The organism is Fluviispira sanaruensis (assembly GCF_004295685.1).
Taxonomy (GTDB): domain Bacteria; phylum Bdellovibrionota_B; class Oligoflexia; order Silvanigrellales; family Silvanigrellaceae; genus Silvanigrella; species Silvanigrella sanaruensis.
In genome coordinates, this window is record NZ_AP019368.1 from 2,162,357 (window position 1) to 2,184,742 (window position 22,386).

Genomic DNA, 22,386 nt, shown 5'->3' on the forward strand with positions numbered 1-22,386 from the left:
TGCCTCCAATCTTTCTTTCACTTTAACCGTTAAGTTAAAGTGAAAGACGGTCGAAGGCAATACAGTTTATTAGATATAAAGAATTGATCACTTTTGCCATTTAATAACCCAAAAACTTTTTTGCAAAATCAAATGGCTGTTGAGTTAGAATCCCACTGCAAACACCTGAAACAGTGCCACTCTCACATGCATGATCGCGATTTAAACTCCAGAACGAAAGTAAACCAATTCCTTTCGTTTGAGCATAAATATAAACTTGGGAAGCATCGTCGAGAGTAAAAACTTCAGGACGCACATCATTGTAACCAATCATAGGAGTGATTCCAATTTTATTATAAAGCACAGCTGAACTTGCATGCGGATAAATTGGAGTAATTTGTTTATGCAAGCTTTCTGCTGCAAGAATAGCATTGTCACCCATTCTATTTGGCGGAAAATTCGATCCATAATCCATTGTCATAATATTAATTCTATCGACAACGACTTTATTTGTATTTGCATTTTTTAATAAATGAATACTGTTATTGAGTATTCCTGTTGGCAAGACAGGCAGAGTATAAGAAATTTTTACATCAGCATATTTTGGATTACTTAACAATACTGCGATAGCTTTGTTTCTTAAATCCACTTGACTTATATTTGAAATTGCAGATCCTTCTATATCAAAATCCAAATAGCGAATATTATATTTATCAATGAATTTTTCATAAGCTTTAGCTAAAGTAACTTCTTTATTTTCTCCAGCCACATTACAATTGTTTCCCATAAATTGTTCTTCTATATAGGGACCATTTGCCCCTCCCAAAGAAGCTATCACACGCCCACCGATTGCTTGAAATGCACTTATCTGTCCATTTAAGTTGGCATTGTAATTTTGCGAATAAAAATCGCAACCACATTTTCCGTCACTTAAAACAAAAGCAAGTGTAACGTTATATATTCCAATTGGAATGAGATCGGATAATTTAGAAAAAGGATACAACCATCCACTTGGTTTTGGTTGCGTTGGATCGGTTAAAGCGCTGGTTTCAATATAGGGAAAGAATATTTTATTGGCTGCTAATTCTTTTGCAGAAAATGCCACATTTACAGTTTGGTTTTCTGCTAAGGTTACAGGATTTGGCTCTGCAGTGATCACAAATATTTTGCCATTACTGTTAACAGGTGGGATAGAAATAAAATACTTTCCGACTAAAGTTTTCGCGGTTAAATCTGTTTCGTTAATTACGATATCTTGTGAATTATCATCATTATTCAAATAAGCAGTAAAGATATATCCTGTTGGATTTGTAAACTTTAACACACCATAAGTCGGCACTGGGGGGGGAGGGGGATTTGCACCAGTATAAAGAGCAATGTGTGTTGCTGCTGTTTTACCAGAGTACTCGAGTATAAGTGTGTCACCCTTATTTAAAATATGACTGTCATTTGTAGTTGGTTTGTATATATATCCTTCCGGTATATTTATAAAATCCATCCAGCCACCAGGGAACGTTCCCCAAGGAGTACCCGTATGATCTCCTTTAAAAGCTATGCTCCCCCCCGCAGTGAAATCGATAGAACATTTTGCTAAAATACTTATTGTTGAATTTGCTTCCAATGCATTTCTTGATACAGCATTATAACATTCAGGAGGAACAAATTGTTGGGCAAATGATGAAGCTGATACAACAAAAGGAATAAATTGCAAAAAATTCATAATATTCTCCATGTATTTAAATTTTTTTTCTTTATTCAATATAGACATCAGAACATGAATAAAAAGCCTCTGGACTATCCGACCTTTGCCAAATATTATAAATGAGATATTTTCCTTTTTTATTCTGTGGTAAATCACAATTCATATAATATCTTTGATTTATTAAATTAATCTTACTTATTGTGCAAAAAGGTTCGTCTTCTAAGTCAGACCATTTCAAGGGCTGTGAATAATCGTATGAGTCCTTTGTAATATAAAATTTAAAATATTTTGTTGCATGTGGTGCTGCAGCTAAGTAAACAAAAGTGAATTTATCATTAATGGATTTTATGAGTGAAGTGTTCCAGTCAGACCGATTTAAATCGAGCCCTGTAAACATCGAATTGCCACCGCCACATAAATGTCCATCAGGAACAACTTGTTTATGCTTGCCATTAGCATTTGCCTGATTAATTCCATTCCAATTATAAAGTGGGCCTGTTCCACTTTCCTCAACTACGGCTTTACAAGCAGCAGATTTTAAATCTTCAGGATCTTCTTTATAACAGCTGTAGACTCGACTGATTGGATACTCTATTGTTCCATGGGCAACACAGTGCAGTGGAACTATAGAAAATGATAAGGCAACAAGCCTCAAGAACACAACTCTTTGCGTGAAGTGTTTCATCATCATTTACTCCCAAATTTATTCAGTTTTAGATAAACGGTTACTCAGATATGCTTAGAAACTTTTATCAATCCTCCATATTTAATTTTATTGTGAAATTTAGAAAACGAACAAAAGACAAGTATTTTTTATAATACAAACTTATTATTTTTTAACAAATAGACTGTGTCTGAATTTTGACGAAAAAATTTGATTTTGTTAGGAAAAATATTAAGAAAAACAACAAATACAATCGACTAAAAATTTCAAAATATTTTTTCATTGCCAATTCATTTATTTTTGCGAAAATTCCTGTTTTTTTAAGAATGCATTCTCTGCCATTTTTTTGTTAGAAAATAATTTCACAACTAACAATTTTTATTATAATTATGAATAATTCATAAGCTGTGAGGTAAAGCAGATGATGCTTCTAAAAATAAAAAGAATATTTAGATTTTTTATTCCTCTTTTATGTTTAATTTTTTTCAATTATCTTCAAGCAGCCACTAAAATAAGTTCTACTCTTAAAATAAATGCTGTTACCGAACATTATCCACCTTATAATATGATTGAAAATGAAAGTATAGTTGGTGTTTCAGCAGAAATCATGCAAGAGTTATTCAAACGAGCAAAAGTTAATTACACATTAAATATCTATCCTTGGGCGCATTCCTATAAATTGGCGCTAGAAGAACCCAATACTGTGGTTTTTGCCACATCACGCACACCTGAAAGAGAAAAACTGTTCAAATGGGTAGGCCCCATCGGTGAAAGCAATTGGGTTTTTTTTGCGAAAGAAGGCTCTACCATAAAAATAAATACACTTGATGAAGCAAAGAAACATCGGGTGGGCGGTTACAATGACGATGCCACCGCAGATTATCTTAAGAAAAATGGCTTTATCCCTGGTAAATCGCTCATTCTTGCCAATAACGAAGTGCAAAATGCTTTTAAACTGGAAGCAGGCAGGATCGATCTCTGGGCCACAGGCGCTTTGCTTGGCCCTTATATCAGCAAATCGGAAAAAACAGGAAAAATTGTTGAGGTTTTTACAATTAAAAAAAGTGAACTTTATGCCGCTTTCAATAAAAGAACGGATGACGCCCTTATTAAGAAACTCAATGACCTGCTCATTCAAATGAATAAAGACAAAACTATTGAAAAGATAAATAAAAAATACAAATAAGGATTCTCGCTGAAGCATCGCTCTTTGCCAATATCCCTTGAATCACAACACAAATACAGGTAAGTAACACAAGCTTGTCATGGACTATGACAAAAGGCTTTTTGTGTTTTTTGGGGGTTATTTATTATGCGTTCTTTAAATTATGATGTGGTGGTAGTTGGAGGAGGTCATGCTGGATGTGAAGCAGCTCTTGCTTCTGCACGTATGAAAAAGAAAACACTTCTTATTTCAATGAGCATCGATCGCATTGGACAGATGTCCTGTAACCCAGCTATTGGCGGCACCGCAAAAGGACATTTAGTAAAAGAAATCGACGCTTTAGGCGGTGAAATGGGTGCTGCAATTGACAAAACGGGGATCCAATACAGAATTTTAAATAAAAGCAAAGGCCCCGCTATTTGGTCAAGTCGCGCACAAGCAGATATGGATCTTTATCGCACATATATGCGGAAAACCCTTGAAGACACTCCTTACCTTGACCTTTTACAAGACACAGTTTCTTCGCTTATATTAGACGAAAATTGTGTATATGGGGTAAAGACATCTCTTGATCAAATCATTCACTCCTCCTGTGTTATTTTAACCACAGGTACGTTTTTAAATGGCTTAATCCATATTGGCGAAAGAAGAATCACCTCTGGACGAGCGGGTGAACCTGCAAGTGTAGAGCTCGCGCAAGCATTAAAAGATTATGGCTTCCAAGTGGGTCGGATGAAAACAGGCACAACGCCACGCCTTGATGCACGTTCTATAGACTTTTCCCGTCTAGAACAGCAGGACAGCGATCCTGATTTTGTCCCTTTTAGCAATCGCACAGACAAAATAACCCAACCATTGGTGCCTTGCTATATTACATATACCAATGAAAAGACTCATGAAGTTATTAAAAATCACATGCATCTTTCACCACTGTACAGTGGCATCATCACAGGAATTGGCCCACGCTATTGCCCGAGTATTGAAGACAAAGTCGTTAAATTTCCAGATCGTGTCAGCCATCAAATTTTTATTGAACCTGAAGGCTATCAGACCCACGAAATTTATCCAAACGGGATCAGCACAAGCTTACCCATACATGTTCAAGAAGAATTTTTAAGAACAATTGCTGGTTTTGAAAATGTCGTTCTTATGAAGCCTGGCTATGCAATTGAATATGATTTTGTTCAACCGACAGAATTGCACCCGACTTTGGAAACTAAGAAAATTAAAAATCTTTATTTTGCAGGCCAACTGAACGGAACAACAGGTTATGAAGAAGCTGCTGCTCAAGGGCTGATTGCTGGCATAAATGCAGCTCTCCGCGTCAGTGACAAAAAACCTTTTATCTTAAGTCGCTCAGAAAGCTATATTGGTGTTTTAATTGATGATTTAACTACATTAGGGACAAACGAACCCTACCGCATGTTCACAAGTCGAGCGGAAAATAGATTGAAATTGCGCGAAGACAATGCCGATGCTCGTCTCACTGAATATGGCTACCAGCTTGGTTTGGTGGAAGATGAGGTCTATACAAAATTTAAAGACCGCATACAAAAAATCTCTTCCGAACGTGCGCGTTTAAAAAGTATTTGGTTAAATCCAACTCCTGAGTTGAATAAAAAATTATTGGAAAATAGTTTACCCGAAATCTCAACGAACGTAACACTCGATGCATATTTAAAAAGACCCGAAGTGAATGTCCGTTTCCTTAAAGAAGCTGGCTTTGTTACAGATTATGATCTCCGCATATTACGTTGTGTAGAGATTGAAGTAAAATATGAAGGGTATATTAAAAGAGAAGAAACACAAAGTGACAAACTACGCACTTACGATCATGTGTGGATCCCACAAAATTTCAACTATGGTTTAGTCAGTGGTTTATCTAAAGAAGTTGTTGAAAAACTCAAAAAACACAATCCTAGCACATTGGGACAAGCTTCGCGTATCAGCGGGATCACTCCTGCAGCTGTTACTTTACTTCACACAATGATCGACAGAGAAAGAAACGCAATGCCCCTTCAGTAATGAAGAGACATTGGATTTATTTTAGATTATTAAAATTAAAGTAACAGTTAAATTTAATTTCTATTAACAGCCAAAGTACCATAAATATATTCTCCGGATGGTGCTTTCGCATCCAACGAGTTTTCCGCTCCTAACACTCCATATGGCAATGATTTAGCCATTTGCAATCGAACAAAGTGATTCTGGATTTGAGCATTAAACCCGTTCGGATTGACTGGGTCTAAAAACTGTTCAAGCTGGGGAGCATTGGTATGCACGCCAAGCATTAAGTTATAATAAGCAACACCCCTATCATGGTCATTGTCGACTGGAAATGATATTTGTGTAGAATATGTTTTTTGATCATCTACATTTGTAGACCAACCCCAGTTTTGTTGAAAACTCGTGCTGATTTCTGTTGAAAAAAGTCCATCAAAACCAGCACTTTCTTTAACGCCCAATTGATAACCTAAGCTTGAAGTTTCTGTCTTTGACAATCCATGTGTGACCGAAATGGTGTTGCTCAAAGCGGAGCCGCGTCCCACTTGACTTTCCCAAGCCAACTGCCAAAAAGTCCCCGAACTTAAAGACTCGGAACCATCGCCGCTCGTTATTTGTTGCAAAACCGCAGGAGAACCATCGTTTCCATTCCAAACTTTAAAAGATTCGTTGGGGTAAGATTTTAATAAAATATAACCAATTGGCTCACCATATTTTGCATTGAATTCAACTGCCAAATTGAATGAGTCCACAGAAGGTGTCACTTCTTTAAATTTTCCATCTCCTGCAACAACAAAGAATTTATCAAAGCTGTCATTGAAATCTTCAACATAAAACCAACTTACACTGTTTGTTTTAATATCTTTAAAAACAAAACCGACGCTTTTGTCGTTAGGACTATTGGGAGGAAGAAAGGGCACCGTAGTTATTTTATTTCGTTCTATTCCCAGTATTCCATGGCAACCAGTAGGATCGGTACAGACAAGTTCCGTACCGATATCTTTGTCACCTAAGCTAGCAAATGATCTTGCTGGAGACCAATTTTGCTGATTTTCAATGCCCCAAGTCATGGGAAAAGAACCACCATGGGAATTCACGTAATTATCTATGTTTGTAAAACTGGGCATGGGATAAGAAGGAATGGGGGCTGTTAATTGATTTCCCCCTATCGAGCGTTTTCTTCTTATATTATAATTACTTTTGAGCAATTGATTCCCTGCGTAAATATTATATTTTACAATCTCATTATTTGGCTGAGATTGATTTTGCCAATTTTCGCCGTTTGAAGTATTCGCGAAAGCCATTCCAGATAAAGAAATACTCATCAATAATGCAATTTTTTTTGTCTTAATATATAACATTTTTAATTTCCTCCTTAAATACCCCAAAATCAACCAAGCAAAACCACATATATTTCATACTCTTTGCATACATGAATGAATCAATTTATTTTATTGTAAATTTTTTTTACTTTTTTTTGGGAAGTTATTAATTATTTTTTATACATAAAATCAATATCTTAAATATTATTAAAGTTTTAGAATTGTCATATGTAAAAAAATAATTCACTTTTTGTTGAGATATTTTGTGCATTGTTTCTTTGTTAAGAAGCTTTATTTAAGACACTTTTGTTGAGATTTAACTTATCATTTACAACCTTAGCCACACATGAATCCGACCAAACATTTAAGGATGTCTCTACCATATCGATAATACTGTAAAAAGGCAGAATAACAGCTAAAAGAGTGATTGGCACATTCATGCTCGCAAGAAGACTGGCACTGAGAAAAAAGCAGCCCATGGGAACCCCTGCATTACCTACTGCAGCTATACTCGCAATACCAATCCAAAGCCCCATAGTGGCGAGAGTTATATCGGCTCCATTGTTTTGCATTAGATAGATAACAGTAGCAAAAATAAAAGCTGCGCAACCATTCATATTGATGCTAGTGCAAAGGGGTAAAACGAAACGAGTGACTGTAGGGTGCATTTTTAAATTACGCTCTGCACTTTCTATGGTTACGGGTAATGTTCCTGCAGAAGATTTTGAGAAAAAAGCTAAAGATAGTGCGGGCAACATTCCATGCATCATTTGGAAAGGCTTCGCTCCATTCCATTTTAACCACAGAGGCAATATGATAAAGCCCTGTACGATATTTGCTAAGACCACCACAGCTAAAAACTCCCCTACCCCCTTTAAATCCATGCCATCACGCAATTGAATCACTGTTGCAGTCACGAAACCAAACAGGCCAAGCGGTATGACAGCAACAATCCACTTTGTTAGGACAAGAAACAGGCCATGCGCACCTTTAAAGAAATTTGTTATTGTTTTCTTAGACTCTGCATCTGGAATAAAGCGAATGGCCACACCTGCTAAAATGCTGATCAACAAAACACCCATGACTTGATTTTCTAAAAATGGCGCAATGATATTTGCAGGAAAGATATTAGAAATATGTTGAAAATAGCTCAGATCGGTGTTCACTATGGGAGCAGCATTGGGCTGTGAGAAATTCACATTACTTGGTTGTATAAAATAATAGAGAACCGCACACACTGTTGCAGCTCCAAGTGTGGTGCTCAAGGTATAAAAAAGAGTGCGCTGCCAGATTGATTTCATCGATTTTTCAGAACTATAACCCGAGAGGGTCACTATCAGGGAAAGGGATATAATAGGCACACTGATGCATTTAAATATTTTAATAAATAAATCTGATATAAATAATCCCGTCGCATGTAATATCTCGATATTCGAAAGGCCACACAGGGCACCTAAGACAATCATCGATAAATAAATAAGGGGCATTTTATAGATACTTCTCTTTTTAGGTATTTGAACTGCAGTCATATATATACTCTCTTTGAAAATTTTAAATGAATAAAAGATATAAATACTAATCAATTTATTTTAAATATTTATATTTAATTTTAGCAAAAAAGATATTAAACGAATGATTTAACAACAACAGAAGGGAGAAAAAGCACATGCGTTGCACAACGCTGTGGATATGGTGAGCGGTTGGACTTTTACAGGTTTAACTATGGAGATTGTTACATTTTTCAAGTTTTGATCCCCTTACGAATTCTTGAATCTAATCATAACATCTGTCAATTATCATATTAGTATACATATTTCAAATAGATGAAGCATTTTTTTTTATTTTCTGAGAAAAGCTGGATTAACAATTCCGTTCGCAAAATCTATTCCGATCCACCATTCGAGAAATATCAGACTTAGACTTAAAAATGACTAGAAAATAAATGCAAAATGATTTATGAAACTGCATCATTCAATATTGGAATATTTCTCTTAAACTTAGCTATTCATAATAAAGGAGAAAATATGGGACTCATATTTAGACAATTGACGGATAAAGTCTCAAATACCTATACCTATATCATAGGCGATAGCAGGTCCAAAGATATAGCTATTGTTGATACTGTCCATGAAAATACTGCAGAGTATTTAATTCTTATAAAAGAAAATAATTGGAATCTTAAATATTTAATTGAAACTCATGTACATGCGGATCATATTACAGCTGTCAACCAATTAAAAAATCTTTTTGCTAATTGCATTGTTTTGCTCAGTTCAAAGAGTGAAGTTCAATATCAACACCAAAAAGTAACAGATGGTGAAACTATTTTTATTGGAAATATTTCACTGCAATTTTTTGACACCCCTGGCCACACTCCTGATTGCATTTCCATTTTAGTAGAAAATAATAGGCTTCTTACAGGTGATTGCATGTTTATCGGTGGATGCGGACGCACCGACTTTCAATCTGGAAATAATAAAGATATGTATGAATCTTTAATTAAAATAATCTCTCTCCCAGATGATGTCCTTATTTACCCATGTCACGACTATAAAAATCGCTTTGTTTCAACTGTCCAAGAAGAAAAAATAACAAATAAACAACTGCTCCATAAAAATTTAAGTGAATTTGAAAATGATCTTAATTCCTGGAATCTTCCACCACCCAAAAAAATAAAGGAATCGGTTCCTGCAAATTTATTGGGAGGCTTAAATCCTGTTTTTTAGATCATTTATTGGGAGACCTTATGACAATTTTTAAAAAAATTTAATGGGCAAACTTGAGTCCGCTTTTTTTAAACAATTTTTATAGAGGAATAAATAATGAGTATCAGTCGTCGTGATTTTTTAAATGGTATCTCAATTTCAATCGCAGCTGGCCTAACCCCACTCGATGTCCTAAATGCTGCACCCACTAAAAATATTTATTACCCACCAGAATTAACCGGCTTAAGAGGAAATCATCCGGGTTCATTTGAAAATGCGCATAAACTCGGACGAGAAAATATAAAATTTCCCCTTGATAGTTCTCCTATCGAAGAAAATTACGATGCGATTATAGTCGGAGGAGGAATAAGTGGTCTTTCTGCAGCATATTTTTACCAAAAGAAATTCGGAAAAAACGCCAAGATCCTTGTCATCGACAATCATGATGATTTCGGGGGGCATGCTAAAAGAAATGAATTTCATATCGACGGCAAAATGATCCTTGCCTATGGTGGCACGGAGTCCTTACAGTCACCAAAAACAAATTATAGTAAAATTGCGGTTGACCTCTTAAAAGAATTATCTGTGGATATTGATCATTTAGGCTCTAAATTTCGCCAAAATTTTTATCCCGACCTTGGCTTAAGCCGTGCCGTATTTTTTAACAAGGAAGATTTTGGTGTGGACAAAATGGTAACAGGTGATCCCAGTCGCGCTGTTGCCGATGACATCGACCACAAACGTCTGAATGGCAGACGTGTTCAAGACTTTATCAATGACTTTCCTTTTTCTAACAATGATAAAAAATCTTTGATAAATTTACATGAAAAAAAGATCGATTACCTTCCAGAAAAAACTGTGCAAGATAAAATAAAATATTTGGAAAAAATCAGTTACAAAGAATTCTTAATGAAACATGCAGGAATAAGTAAACAGGTGGCAAACTATTTTCAGTCGCGTAGCAATGATTTCTTCGCAATTGGTGTGGATAGCATTTCTGCTCTTGAAGCACGCTGCCTTGATCTTCCAGGGCTTGATGGGATGAATCTTCCTCCCCTTGATGCCGAGTCCAATAACAACTTGAATGATCCTTATATTTATCACTTTCCCGATGGCAATGCCTCGATTGCTCGCTTGCTTGTGCGTAAAATGATCCCACAGGTGGGTAAAGGTAACAATATGGATGATCTTATTTTAGCCAAATTCGATTATACAAAATTGGATTTAAAAAACTCTCCTGTGCGTATTCGCCTCAACAGCACGGTTGTAAATGTAAAGCAAAAGGCAAAGAATGTTGATCTTGGATATTTAGACAAAGAGGGAAAGTTACACCGCTTAGAGACAAAACACTGCGTCATGGCTTGTTACAATATGATGATCCCTTATATTATTCCCGATCTGCCGAGTGAACAAAAATTAGCTCTAAGCAAAAATGTCAAAGCAGCTCTCGTCTACTCAAAAGTTATTTTACGCAATTGGCAGGCATTTAAACAATTTGGCGTTCATGAAATATACGCACCCAAAATGAATTATTCTCGGATTAAAATTGATTATCCTGTTGAATTTAAAAACTACACACATTCAAAAAATCCAAGCGATCCCATTTGCCTGCACATGGTCTATGTGCCCACGATGCCTGACTCAGGCCTCGATGCACGCACCCAAGCTCGCCTCGGTCGGGCAAAATTACTCACCACTCCATTTGCAGAAATGGAAAATGATCTCCGCCAACAATTGCAACGGATGCTTGGCAGTCAAGGATTCAATCATAAAAAAGATATTCTTGCTCTCACAGTCAACCGTTGGTCGCACGGTTATTCATATAGCGCAAAAGATTTATTTGATGATAAAAATGAGAATGAAAAAATAATTCAATTGGCTGCAAAACCTTTTGGCAATATTACTATTGCCAATGCAGATTCAGCCTGGAATCCCTATACACATGTGGCAATAGACATGGCGCACAGAGCAGTGCAGGAATTTGCAACGCTCACTTGAATTTTCAATCCATGCAAAGACAAGTACTACATGACCGCCATGACAATAATTCGCCATTGACTTCAATAGTAGATGAAGTAAAATTGATATCAAAAATATCTTCATTGCTTTTTTCTTCATTTGAATACGACATAAGCACCTCAAAATTAATTGTTCGAACAAAATCACATAAATTGTACAGAGTCTCGATTCCATACTGGCCAGCAAGACCAATATAAACTTCAAAAAATATAATTATATAAAATTCTCGCGGTATTTACATTGACATGGGAGTCTAAGATTAAAAAAAAACTATGTCAATAGGGGACAAAAATATAGAATATCCAAGATGTATTTTAATTAATTTAAAAAAAATTTATAATTTAAAAATTATGTATCTTTATTTTTATAAATTAATTAAAAAAATTAATCAAATAAATAAGGTTGTTTATTTGATTATTTAATAATAACATAAATTATCTTGATGATAATACCATTAAATAGACTAGTACTACTTCGTTAATTAAAAATATGTTATATTTAAGTCCTCGAAATATTTTTTTGAGGTTGAATCATGAAAATAGCAAATATAAAAGATCTTTCATTAAAAGTTTCACAATTTATCGATGGTTTTAGATCGGTTTTTAAAAGAAATGATAGAGTACATTGGTGTAAAACTTACATATATGGATTGATATTAGATGGCGAGAGAAAATCTATAGGAGCAATGGCATCAAGAATTTCAAATGCAAATGAACAGTCTTTACAGCAATTTGTTAATCAAAGTCAATGGTCTTTTCATGAGCTTATTATAAGTTTAAATAAATATATGATTAATAGACTGAAAATGAATGAATTTATTTTTTCTCTCGATGATACAAGTCTTCCAAAAAAGGGGGATGAGAGTGTTGGTGTATCAAGACAATATTGTGGAGTTCAAGGTAAGATTTCTAACTGTCAAGTAATTGTTACCTTACATGCGATTTCTAATAAAATACATTTTCCAGTTACTGCAAGGCTATATTTGCCAGATGGATGGATTAAAAATTCAAAAAAATTAGATAAAGTAAAAGTACCTTTAGAGGAAAGAAACTTCAAAGAAAAGTGGAGAATAGCACTTGATTTGATTGATGAAAGCATCCAGTTATTCAAAATAAAATCATTAGTTTTTGACGCAGCTTATGGGTGTAATAGAAATTTTCTAAATGAACTTGATAAGAGAAAAATAAATTTTGTAGGACATATTAGAAATAACGAGAAATTTTGGTCAAAGAATATTCCAATAAAAAGTGTAGTTCCGAGAAAACGCAATTTACAAACAAAACTTAGAGATTATGACAATCCTGTAGATAATAGATATAAGCCCCGCTCTGCTTTAAGGATAGCAGAAGAGTTATTTTCAAAAGGAAGTAATATCAAAATAATTCAAATCCGACGGAAAAATGAAAATATAAAAGTAGAATATGTTGCTACAAGAGTTATGGAATGTATTTCAAGACCTTGGCAAAAAGTTGGAAAAGAAAGATGGCTTCTAGTTGAAAAAAGAAAAGATGGAGTTTTAAAATATTATATTTCAAATTATTCAAAAACTTATCCAAAAGATGAAATAATAGAACTCATGCATAAAAGATGGAAAATTGAACAGGGATACCAGATTTTAAAAGAAGAATTGGGTCTTGATCATTATGAAGGGCGTTCGTGGTTAGGATTGCATCACCATATAGCTTTATGCTTTTTAGCATATTATTTTATAAATGAATTCGATAAAAAAAAACTTGAGATCTCATTTTCTGCTGTAAGGCGATATATAAATCGTATTTTTCAAACTATTTTTTGTCCATTTTGTGATAATACTTTTCCTTGCTTTCCTAAGCTTATTTTAAATACTTCTTAGATTTAACGAAGTAGTACTAGAAGCTGTCCAACATGATTAAGCTACCTAGTAATCAATATGAATATTGAATTTTTTAATAAATATTAAGCAATGTGCCATCCATATAAAATTCTCAAATAGTTTAGGGTCTCGCTCATACCGAACATTAACCTTTCGATAATTTTTTAAATGTGCATTTGTTCTTTCAACAGTGTATCTCTTTTTAAGCCTTCGCGCCTCCCGTCCATCTTGGGTATGGTTTTTACGATTTAGTTTATGATATGCAACAAGACTTATTCCTAACTTCTTGCACTCAAGATCCAGTTTGTCAGAATCGTATGCTCTATCTCCAAGTATATATCTAGGTTTGGTTAGCGATATAGAATTTTTTATAGTTTTCATCAGTAGGCGTGACTCATGAGGATTAGCAGAATCAACATGCAGAGAAACTAAGAGCCCCTCCTTATCTACCATTTGCATGACTTTTGTTCCTTTTCCAATCTAAGTTTCCCGATCATTGCTCCACCCTTAACTGCTTTTACAAAAGTTCCATCTACTGAAACTGCGTTTAAATTTGCTCTAAAATATTTTTTATAGGTTGCAAAAAACTGCGTGTAAGTTTCTTTCCATGCATCCAACTTTGAGAGCTTTTTAAAGCAGAAGTAGCAAGTACTTTTCGGCGGATATTCCCTGCTTAAATTTCTCCTTTGAATGCCTGTAATGAATACATAAAATATTCCAGAAAGGATTTCTGCTGGATCATGCTTCCTTGATCTGATCACTGGTAAAAAATGAATCATAACTTGCGAAGCGCTTAAAATTTCTTTATATTCCGTGATGGTACCTTTTTTGTTTTTTTTGTCGAAAACTAAGGTACCATCCTCTTAATAATATTCAATCTCCTTTAAAAATCATGTTGGACAGTTTCTATATCTATATTCTATAAAATTATCTGAAAATTAATTATATATGCAAGGTTGAGTACGCCTTATAATTTCAACGCTTGCTCAAGAGGAATGGAATTCCGATATGTTTGCATCATTAAGGAAAGATCTCCAAAAAATTTGGATTTACATTGAATTGATCTTCAAATCAATAAACAAAATAAATACTTTTAAACTCATGATGACATCTATATTAGTAACATGTATCTTAACTTTTGCTTCTTTATTTATTTTGGATCTTGTTTTTTTCGCTTTTATTAGATTATTACAGAGCAGCGTTCTTGCCATTCTCAGACTATTAAGCAAGATTTGGCTATTAGAGTTTAATGCTGAAAATCTTACTGCAAAAGAAATCACCTTAAGATCTTCTTGGAGTGAAATAATAGTTTCAATCAGTATGGGTCTAGGTAGTTTTTTAGGGGAATTTAAGTTTAACGCTCTCTAACAATTTTTTATTTATTATTTTTTCCTTAGCGTTATCTTCAGCACCAACGATATTATTTATTTTAGTGTTTGGTCTAAGTAAATTCGGCTTTAATTTATCCATTTTTAATGTTGGTCATAGGAAATGAATTTCGGAGCAGTGATAACAATCAAAAGAAAATGGTTATGTTCCTTCTCTCCATTACAGTTGATTTTGCACAACCCAAAGGCGTTTCCATTATTTCATTGCCTTTCTTTAGGCAACATCCACTTACGAGTATACCGTTTGTCCTCTGTTTAGTTACTTTTACATCTATATTAATTTTAACGAAGCACCAGAAGAGAAGACTGCTTTCGGAATGACTAACGGTTGATTTGATTAATTTTCTTTTGATTATAAAATTAACTTTTTAAAGCAAAATGCAACTATTTCTTTAAGTGTTTAAAGACTCCCCCACAACCACCGTGATCACTGAAGAATTCTGCGACATCCTGAAAAAACATTTCTTTCTTTTTACTTCTCTGCAAAACATTTTCTAAATAATTATTTTTTCTTTGCAAAGTAAATTCTTGCCAATAATCCGTAAGACAAGAAAAACTAGAATTACTGAATCCAGAACTGTGAGCAAGTTGAATCATTTCTTCAATGGTCAATAAGTTTTGGCAGCCAATTTTCTCTTCGGCGAATTTAAGATTTGTCTTTTCTTGTCGTGTATAATCTTCGTTTCGATAAATAGCTCTGGCTTTTAAAAGATTAGAAATGGATTGATACAAAGAAGCTTTATTTTTAATGTGCAAAACAACTAGGTTCGAATATGCTCCATCAAAAAAACCTTCTTTAGCATGTATTTCTTTTATTTGATCGGGATCTGTCAAATTGGCATAATATATTTTAATTCGCTCTTCCATGCCAAGTGCTTGTATTATTTTTGCAGATAAATCTGCATAGCGTTTATTATACTCAATTCCACAAAACTTTGCTTTTGGGAGTAATTTTGCTTGCTCGATCATATCAGAACCAAATCCTGAGCCTGCATTGAGAATGCGATAGCTTTTATTTGGATCGAGTGTGTTTAGATCTTCCAAAGTTTTTCGGGCAAGCTCATCGCCACCGTAGCGCATGTAAATAAAGTGACTCAATGCAGGGTAATTTACAGAGTCACCTAGCAATATATTGCGAATACTCCAATAATTGCTATATTTATCGTCATTATAAAGAGACATTATCTCTTTTATTTCTCCGAATTCACATGCAATTGGTATTGCTTTCGCCGACCATTTCTTTTCTAAGGCAAAATCTAAATCTTTTTCAAGATTATTTTGATCTATTGCAAATTCCATATAATAAACCTTTATTCAATCATAAGTATATATTTTTTAACAGAAAATAAAAGTGAGAGCAAATAAACTTTTTGGTATTTTTAATATTTTACGGAATTTTTTGAGTTCATAAAACGAAATAAAAAAATTTTAACGAAACCTCTAATAGACATGAAGTGATTTAAAACCATTCGAACTGTTAGCCCAAAAAAGCAAAAAAATCACTTGTTTTTTTTAGTTACTGAAGAAAAGATAGAAACTTATCTAATATTTATTAAATTCGTAGAACTTTGTAAAATTTCTTTATGAGTGACAAGCTATATTGTTCCAGAACTGTATCTTCAGGCAATTTTAAATTCCAGATTATGGACAAATACATATTTGGGTTAAAAACATGTAAGTAAAAGGCTATGGAGCTGTCTTAACTTATTTATCAGCCATTCATCTTCAAAAAGGATATGGCATTCACAATCTCTATGGCTAACCTAAATGGGACAACCCTTTTACCATTCGTATTCTAGAAAAAATTTGCTCTCCAAGAACTGAGAGTAAAGAATGTATCGATGGGATACGTGCCGATGGCGTTGTAGTAAAGCAAAATAAATATCATCTGACATCAGAAGTGATTCATGAGTTTCTATAAAACTTCATGAATATAAATACAATTCTTTTGCTAATAAATCCTTTCATTAAAAAAAATCCACTGAATATTTAAATTCAGTGGATTTTAAAAATTTAACTTTCAAAGAGTATTTTTTAATTAATTTTTTTAAACTATAATGTTTAACTTAACATTATATAGCTCCTGCACCATCTTTGCCGTCAGTTCCTTTTGGACCTTGTGGACCTACATCACCTTGAAGTCCTTGTGGACCTTGTGGACCTACATCACCTTGAAGTCCTTGTGGACCTTGTGGACCTACATCACCTTGAAGTCCTTGTGGACCTTGTGGGCCTGCTTCACCTTGAAGTCCTTGTGGGCCTACTGCTCCATCTTTGCCGTCAGTTCCTTTTGGACCTTGTGGGCCTGCTTCACCTTGAAGTCCTTGTGGGCCTACTGCTCCATCTTTGCCGTCAGTTCCTTTTGGACCTTGTGGGCCTGCTTCACCTTGTGGACCTGCTTCACCTTGTGGACCTGCTTCACCTTGTGGGCCTGCTGCTCCATCTTTGCCGTCAGTTCCTTTTAGACCTTGAGGGCCTACTGCTCCATCTTTGCCGTCAGTTCCTTTTAGACCTTGTGGGCCTACTGCTCCATCTTTGCCGTCAGTTCCTTTTAGTCCTTGTGGGCCTACATCACCTTGAAGTCCTTGTGGACCTTGAGGACCTACATCACCTTGAAGTCCTTGTGGACCTTGTGGACCTACATCACCTTGAAGTCCTTGTGGACCTGCTGCACCTTGTGGGCCTGCTTCACCTTGAAGTCCTTGTGGGCCTACTGCTCCATCTTTGCCGTCAGTTCCTTTTAGTCCTTGTGGGCCTACATCACCTTGAAGTCCTTGTGGACCTTGTTGACCTTGTGGACCTTGTTGACCTTGTGGGCCTACATCACCTTGAAGTCCTTGTGGACCTTGTTGACCTTGTTGACCTACTGCACCATCTTTGCCGTCAGTTCCTTTTAGACCTTGTGGTCCTGTTTCACCTTGAAGTCCTTGTGGGCCTACTGCTCCATCTTTGCCGTCAGTTCCTTTTGGACCTTGTGGGCCTACTGCTCCATCTTTGCCGTCAGTTCCTTTAGGACCTACTTCACCTTGTGGACCTACAGCACCGTCTTCGCCGTCTATACCATTAAGTCCTGGAGCGCCATCTTCACCTTTTTCACCTTTTTCTCCCTGTGGTCCTCGAACTCCAACCCCAAGAATAAAGGCATCAGCATTGATGATAGTTCCATCAATTTTATTTTCTAGTTTATAATTTTTATTTAAATCACTTGATAGTTTATATTTTTTACCCTTTGAATCATTTTTATTTGCAAAAACAACAAATTTAATAGAATCAATTAATGATACATTATCGAAAATATATTCTATATTTTTTCCATTAATTAAAATTTCACCAATTTTTTTGAAATCTGTATCTAGAAGATCATTTCTGTTTTTCACAGTAGAAGCAACTAAGTTGTTAGATTCATCTAAAAATTGTATATTATAGATTTTATTAGAAACAATTGTATTTTCTTTTGTTTCTATCGTAAAACTTTTCTTAGAACCATCACTGTTTATATTTAGTTTAATATTAAATTCTGGAAGAGATTTACTTCCAATTTCTACTGTTTTACTTTCAGATAAGAGATTTCGACTTGTAGCTGTAATTGTCACAGAAGAATTTGAATCTTCAGGACTGTTTGAACATAGAGTTCGTTTATGTCTGTCATAGCTAACTTTATCCATATCAAGACCTTCAACATGAAGGTCACTCCCTACAGGGATAGTTCCTTTGTCTGTTTGACGAAAAGTATGAACAAAAAGACACCCCCCTGCTGGGAGTTTAACTGTCGCATTATTAGCTGCAGGGTTTGCTTTAAAAAATGGCGAGTTTGTGAGATATAAACTTAAATTACTACTTTGTGGACTTTCTTTTTTACCACAACTTACTGCTAAAAATAACAAAGGGAGAGTTGTTGAGATTTTTAATAATTTATTCATAAAATTATATTAATACCTCCCTTGGTTTTAAATAGAATGTAACACACTCTTTACTGAGTGTAAATTTTCCAAATTTTCTATTATAAAATTTTTTAACAAATGTAAATATAAATTTTGTATAATATCAAAAAAAATTTATTTAAATAATTTTTAAAATAATATTACCTATATTAATAAAGAACTACTATTATTAATAAATGAGAATATTATATCTTATAATTCAACATGCTCACATCATATAAATTTTTCAATTAAGCCCATAGCAAAAATAAAGCAAATGAAAAGCAGCTTATAAATTTCAATTCAAAAAAAACCTAAAATTATTCGCCTTAAAATTAAGCAACAATCCAAACATTAGTAATTAAAATTTTCACCTATAATAAATGAATTTCTTTGTAATTTTTTAGGACTCAGTAAAAGTTTATTTAGAGTTTTATTTCAGGAGAATTTATTAATATAAGTTTTGTGTTTTTATTCAAACTCTCGGTAAAATAAATTGCATCCTTTCAGAGCAGGATTGCTGGCCACAATTGCCTTTATAGAATGCAACATCATTTACCCAAATTTCTGCCTAATTTTGTTCACTTATATTTTTAAAATCGTTTTTTGGTAACTACGTGAGTTTTATCTATCGAATTGATTAATATTGAGGGGATAGGAAAGTCAGGCGATTTCGCATCCTCGTCGAAGTTAAAACAAAACAACTGATGATTTATGCATCACTACATAAGCCATGGAGGCTGATTGGACACAATTCCTTTAATCCAATTTGCGGCTGTATAATCTTTTGGGTTATGACCTGTGATAAGATATAAATGTTTAAATCCATACCTATAAATTTTTACGACCAATTTATTCTGATTTTTTTTATTAAGATAAGTCATATCGATATAAATTGGGGTATGGCAATCGAACATTTCAGAGTCTTGAATAAATTTATCTAGGTTTCTATATAAAACAATTTTTTTATTTTTACTTTGTGCAGACAGGTGCCAAACCATTTTTACCAAAGAATCTTCCTCAATAAGAACAGCGCAAGGTTTTTCTTTCGGTTTTAAAATATCGATTGGAATAAAAAACAAACTGTCTTTAGGAATAATTTTGAATTTTTTCTGTTCATAAAGTTTTGAAATTTTATTATCTGTGAACTTATTTGTTACGATATAGGAATTATTTTCAAATGGAATCATGGAAAAAAAATCACAACCGTTCAGTGAGTCATTGGTGAATTCCATCTCACACAAATAATATTTATTAAAGACAACTTTTGCATCTAGGCTTTCATTCCAAGAGATAGCATCTTTAGGTTGAGAAAAGTGAATGAGATGAATATCATATTCATGCAAAGATGAATTTTTAAATCTTTCTTGCCACAAGCTATGAATAGAAGGATCTTCATCAATTATGACAATATAAGAACATGGTTTAATTTGAATAGAAATGGCATACCAGTTTGGCACTTCTGCTTTTGGTAAAATAATCTTAACCGAAGCTTCTGCACCAAATTGCACACGGAATTCAAATTTACCACCAATAGACTCAACGACAGATTTTGCGTGACAGAGAGCAGAACCACGGGTTGAGATTTTTAATCGGCTTGAATCACTTAAAATCACTTTTGAGATTGTCTTCGTATTTTTATTAAAGCTGTTATTTGTAATAAACATAAAAATATTTTCAGAGTTTGCAGAAAGACGAATTTTAACTTTCCCATGATTCGCAATTGTTTCAACTGAGTTGTCGATCAATTGGGAAATGACCTTTTTAAATTCAACAAGTGGAATTTTTGCAAACAGGCCATAGGAAGACAAGCCAAACTCTCCATAGATTTCCACACCTAAAAATTCTTTGTAGACTAAGCGTTTTTTAGATATTATATCTTGGAGCAGTGTCGATAACAATTGTACAGTATGCTTTTCATTTGCATAGTGCATGACTTCAATCGTTTCTTCTTTTTTTTGCTTATTATTTAAAATAGAATAGGAAATATCTTGAATACGATGGACTGCTTGTCTTATTAACTTTCGACTTTCTTCTGGCAAACCCTCTACAGCAGCAATAAAAGATAGTAAAGGAACAGTTGGCGATCTCATTTCATGGGCAATTTGAAAATGAAATAAATTTCTTTCTTTTAAAAAGGCAATTTCTTTTAACTCCATCTCTCCTTTAATATCATGCAATTTTTTTACAAATCGATTTATACCATTTAAGAGTTTTTTATTTTTCTTATAATAAATTACCAAAAAAATGCATAGAGACAATATAATAGATAATTGCACCAGTGAGATAAGTAAACTCACATAAGCTCCCTTAATCTTATAATTCAAATCGAACTTATATATTGCGCTAAGTACACAAGCCAGATACAGAAAAAGGCTTGTAACTTCATACATATAAACTTAATCATTAAATCGATCTTAAAGAATTTGTCAAGTTAGAAGCTTCATATATATATATTTTTCGTAATATTATGTTAACTTATTCTATAAAACATATAAATTACGATTCATATATAATAAAATTATATAATTTTCAAAATCTTCTCACAGAAGACAGATTTGACATCTTGCAAAAGTATATGTATTATCATCAATTGATATGAGTCATACTATATTGATAATAATTAAGGTAAATTGTTTTAATTATTATCAACAAATAAATAAGAATATATTAGTATATATATTCTTAAATAATCTACACGAGAAGTACATATGCGCAAAATCTGTTTTCTTTTCACGGTTGCTCTCAGTTTATTAGTCCAAAAAACTTATGCTATGCAAAATTGCAAAGTGATTCGAGTATCCGACGTGGGCTGGACCGATATAACAGCTACGACATCTGTTGCTCATTTGCTTTTAAAAGCAATGGGATACGAGGTTAAAGAAAAAAATCTTTCACTGCAAATTACATTTAATAGCCTTAAAAACAACGATATTGATGTTTTTTTTGGTGCATGGCTTCCCTCAATGGCTTCAATCTTAGAACCATATGAAAAAAATAAACAGATAGAAAAGATAGGGACACTCTTGCAGAACGCAAAATACACTTTAGCAGTTCCAAGTTATGTCTATGACTCAGGTGTACAAAGTATGGCAGATCTGGCAAAATATAATGATAAATTTCAATCTAAAATCTTTGCGATAGAACCAGGAAATGATGGAAACAAAAATATACAAAAAATGATAGATGGCAATGCCTATGGTTTAAAAAATTGGAAAATGGTTGAATCAAGTGAACAAGCTATGCTTATGCAGGTTTATAGTGCATATAAAAACAAAAAGTGGATAGTTTTCTTAGGTTGGCAACCACATCCAATGAATACAAAAATCTATATGAAATATCTAAAAGGAGGAGAAAATTACTTTGGACCGGATCAAGGTAAATCCACTGTCCACACTACTACTCGCAAAAATTACGCTATAGACTGCCCAAATGTAGCAAACTTTTTAAAAAATATTCAGTTCTCTATTAATGACGAAAACGAATTAATGGATATGATTTTATATAAAAATATTGAACCGAAAGAAGCTGCTGAAATTTGGCTAAAAGTAAATTTACCCACAGTTGAAAAATGGATTGTAAATGTTAACAATTTCGATGGAACAAAGACAACTCTTCAAACCATTGAAAAAAATCTTTTTAATTCGAAAAAATAAAATCTAAAGG

At 33.9% G+C, this 22,386-nt stretch carries 17 protein-coding genes; 7 read left to right on the forward strand and 10 right to left on the reverse strand.

Going from position 1 to position 22,386, the window contains the following annotated elements:
- Window positions 1–100: 100 nt before the first annotated feature.
- Together EZS29_RS09075 and EZS29_RS09080 are read right to left on the reverse strand one after the other, a co-directional pair.
- Window positions 101–1,699 carry a chitinase gene (locus tag EZS29_RS09075; RefSeq protein WP_172603868.1) on the reverse strand — a complete coding sequence of 533 codons (1,599 nt, stop codon included), beginning with the start codon at window positions 1,697–1,699 and terminating at the stop codon, window positions 101–103.
- A gap of 31 nt (window positions 1,700–1,730) precedes the next feature.
- Window positions 1,731–2,369: a lytic polysaccharide monooxygenase auxiliary activity family 9 protein gene (locus EZS29_RS09080; RefSeq protein WP_281276253.1), complete on the reverse strand. Its 639-nt coding sequence runs from the start codon at window positions 2,367–2,369 to the stop codon at window positions 1,731–1,733.
- A gap of 397 nt (window positions 2,370–2,766) precedes the next feature.
- On the opposite strand from EZS29_RS09080, the gene EZS29_RS09085 reads away from it, so the two are divergent.
- Together EZS29_RS09085 and mnmG are read left to right on the forward strand one after the other, a co-directional pair.
- Window positions 2,767–3,531 carry a substrate-binding periplasmic protein gene (locus tag EZS29_RS09085; RefSeq protein WP_130609212.1) on the forward strand — a complete coding sequence of 255 codons (765 nt, stop codon included), beginning with the start codon at window positions 2,767–2,769 and terminating at the stop codon, window positions 3,529–3,531.
- 126 nt (window positions 3,532–3,657) lie between these two features.
- Complete coding sequence (gene mnmG / locus EZS29_RS09090) at window positions 3,658–5,535, forward strand: tRNA uridine-5-carboxymethylaminomethyl(34) synthesis enzyme MnmG (RefSeq protein ID WP_130609215.1); 1,878 nt, start codon at window positions 3,658–3,660, stop codon at window positions 5,533–5,535.
- Between the two features lie 53 nt (window positions 5,536–5,588).
- On the opposite strand, the gene EZS29_RS09095 is transcribed toward mnmG, so the two are convergent.
- Window positions 5,589–6,875 carry a hypothetical protein gene (locus EZS29_RS09095; protein ID WP_130609218.1) on the reverse strand — a complete coding sequence of 429 codons (1,287 nt, stop codon included), beginning with the start codon at window positions 6,873–6,875 and terminating at the stop codon, window positions 5,589–5,591.
- Window positions 6,876–7,117: 242 nt separating this feature from the next.
- Window positions 7,118–8,365, reverse strand: a complete 1,248-nt coding sequence (locus EZS29_RS09100; RefSeq protein WP_130609221.1) for a dicarboxylate/amino acid:cation symporter — start codon at window positions 8,363–8,365, stop codon at window positions 7,118–7,120.
- A 495-nt stretch (window positions 8,366–8,860) separates the two neighbouring features.
- Here EZS29_RS09100 and EZS29_RS09105 point away from each other — a divergent pair, with 495 nt between their 5' ends.
- The gene (locus EZS29_RS09105) at window positions 8,861–9,562 is read left to right on the forward strand and encodes an MBL fold metallo-hydrolase (RefSeq protein ID WP_172603869.1); all 702 of its coding nucleotides are present in this window, start codon (window positions 8,861–8,863) and stop codon (window positions 9,560–9,562) included.
- Between the two features lie 96 nt (window positions 9,563–9,658).
- The gene (locus EZS29_RS09110) at window positions 9,659–11,539 is read left to right on the forward strand and encodes an NAD(P)-binding protein (RefSeq protein ID WP_130609229.1); all 1,881 of its coding nucleotides are present in this window, start codon (window positions 9,659–9,661) and stop codon (window positions 11,537–11,539) included.
- A 4-nt stretch (window positions 11,540–11,543) separates the two neighbouring features.
- Here EZS29_RS09110 and EZS29_RS16220 read toward each other — a convergent pair whose 3' ends face one another.
- Entirely contained in the window at window positions 11,544–11,672 is a 129-nt protein-coding gene (locus EZS29_RS16220) for a hypothetical protein (RefSeq protein ID WP_281276254.1), read from the reverse strand.
- A 420-nt stretch (window positions 11,673–12,092) separates the two neighbouring features.
- On the opposite strand from EZS29_RS16220, the gene EZS29_RS09115 reads away from it, so the two are divergent.
- Entirely contained in the window at window positions 12,093–13,412 is a 1,320-nt protein-coding gene (locus EZS29_RS09115) for an IS701 family transposase (protein ID WP_130606299.1), read from the forward strand.
- 45 nt (window positions 13,413–13,457) lie between these two features.
- On the opposite strand, the gene EZS29_RS09120 is transcribed toward EZS29_RS09115, so the two are convergent.
- Both EZS29_RS09120 and EZS29_RS09125 read right to left on the reverse strand, forming a co-directional pair.
- The gene (locus EZS29_RS09120; protein WP_172603870.1) at window positions 13,458–13,865 is read right to left on the reverse strand and encodes a transposase; all 408 of its coding nucleotides are present in this window, start codon (window positions 13,863–13,865) and stop codon (window positions 13,458–13,460) included.
- Window positions 13,859–14,191, reverse strand: coding sequence for a transposase (locus EZS29_RS09125; protein ID WP_130609235.1), 333 nt, complete (start codon window positions 14,189–14,191; stop codon window positions 13,859–13,861). Before EZS29_RS09125 ends, EZS29_RS09120 begins: the two co-directional genes overlap by 7 nt.
- A 229-nt stretch (window positions 14,192–14,420) precedes the next feature.
- Between EZS29_RS09125 and EZS29_RS09130 the strand changes: the two genes are divergently transcribed.
- Window positions 14,421–14,780: a hypothetical protein gene (locus EZS29_RS09130; RefSeq protein ID WP_130609238.1), complete on the forward strand. Its 360-nt coding sequence runs from the start codon at window positions 14,421–14,423 to the stop codon at window positions 14,778–14,780.
- A 404-nt stretch (window positions 14,781–15,184) separates the two neighbouring features.
- On the opposite strand, the gene EZS29_RS09135 is transcribed toward EZS29_RS09130, so the two are convergent.
- From EZS29_RS09135 to EZS29_RS09145, 3 genes are all read right to left on the reverse strand, one after another.
- On the reverse strand, window positions 15,185–16,099 hold the full coding sequence (locus EZS29_RS09135; RefSeq protein WP_130609242.1) for a methyltransferase domain-containing protein: 915 nt from the start codon (window positions 16,097–16,099) through the stop codon (window positions 15,185–15,187).
- A 773-nt stretch (window positions 16,100–16,872) separates the two neighbouring features.
- Entirely contained in the window at window positions 16,873–18,720 is a 1,848-nt protein-coding gene (locus tag EZS29_RS09140; RefSeq protein ID WP_130609245.1) for a collagen-like domain-containing protein, read from the reverse strand.
- 722 nt (window positions 18,721–19,442) lie between these two features.
- Complete coding sequence (locus tag EZS29_RS09145) at window positions 19,443–21,020, reverse strand: histidine kinase (RefSeq protein ID WP_130609248.1); 1,578 nt, start codon at window positions 21,018–21,020, stop codon at window positions 19,443–19,445.
- 411 nt (window positions 21,021–21,431) lie between these two features.
- Between EZS29_RS09145 and choX the strand changes: the two genes are divergently transcribed.
- Complete coding sequence (gene choX, locus EZS29_RS09150; protein WP_130609251.1) at window positions 21,432–22,376, forward strand: choline ABC transporter substrate-binding protein; 945 nt, start codon at window positions 21,432–21,434, stop codon at window positions 22,374–22,376.
- The last annotated feature ends 10 nt before the right edge of the window (window positions 22,377–22,386 follow it).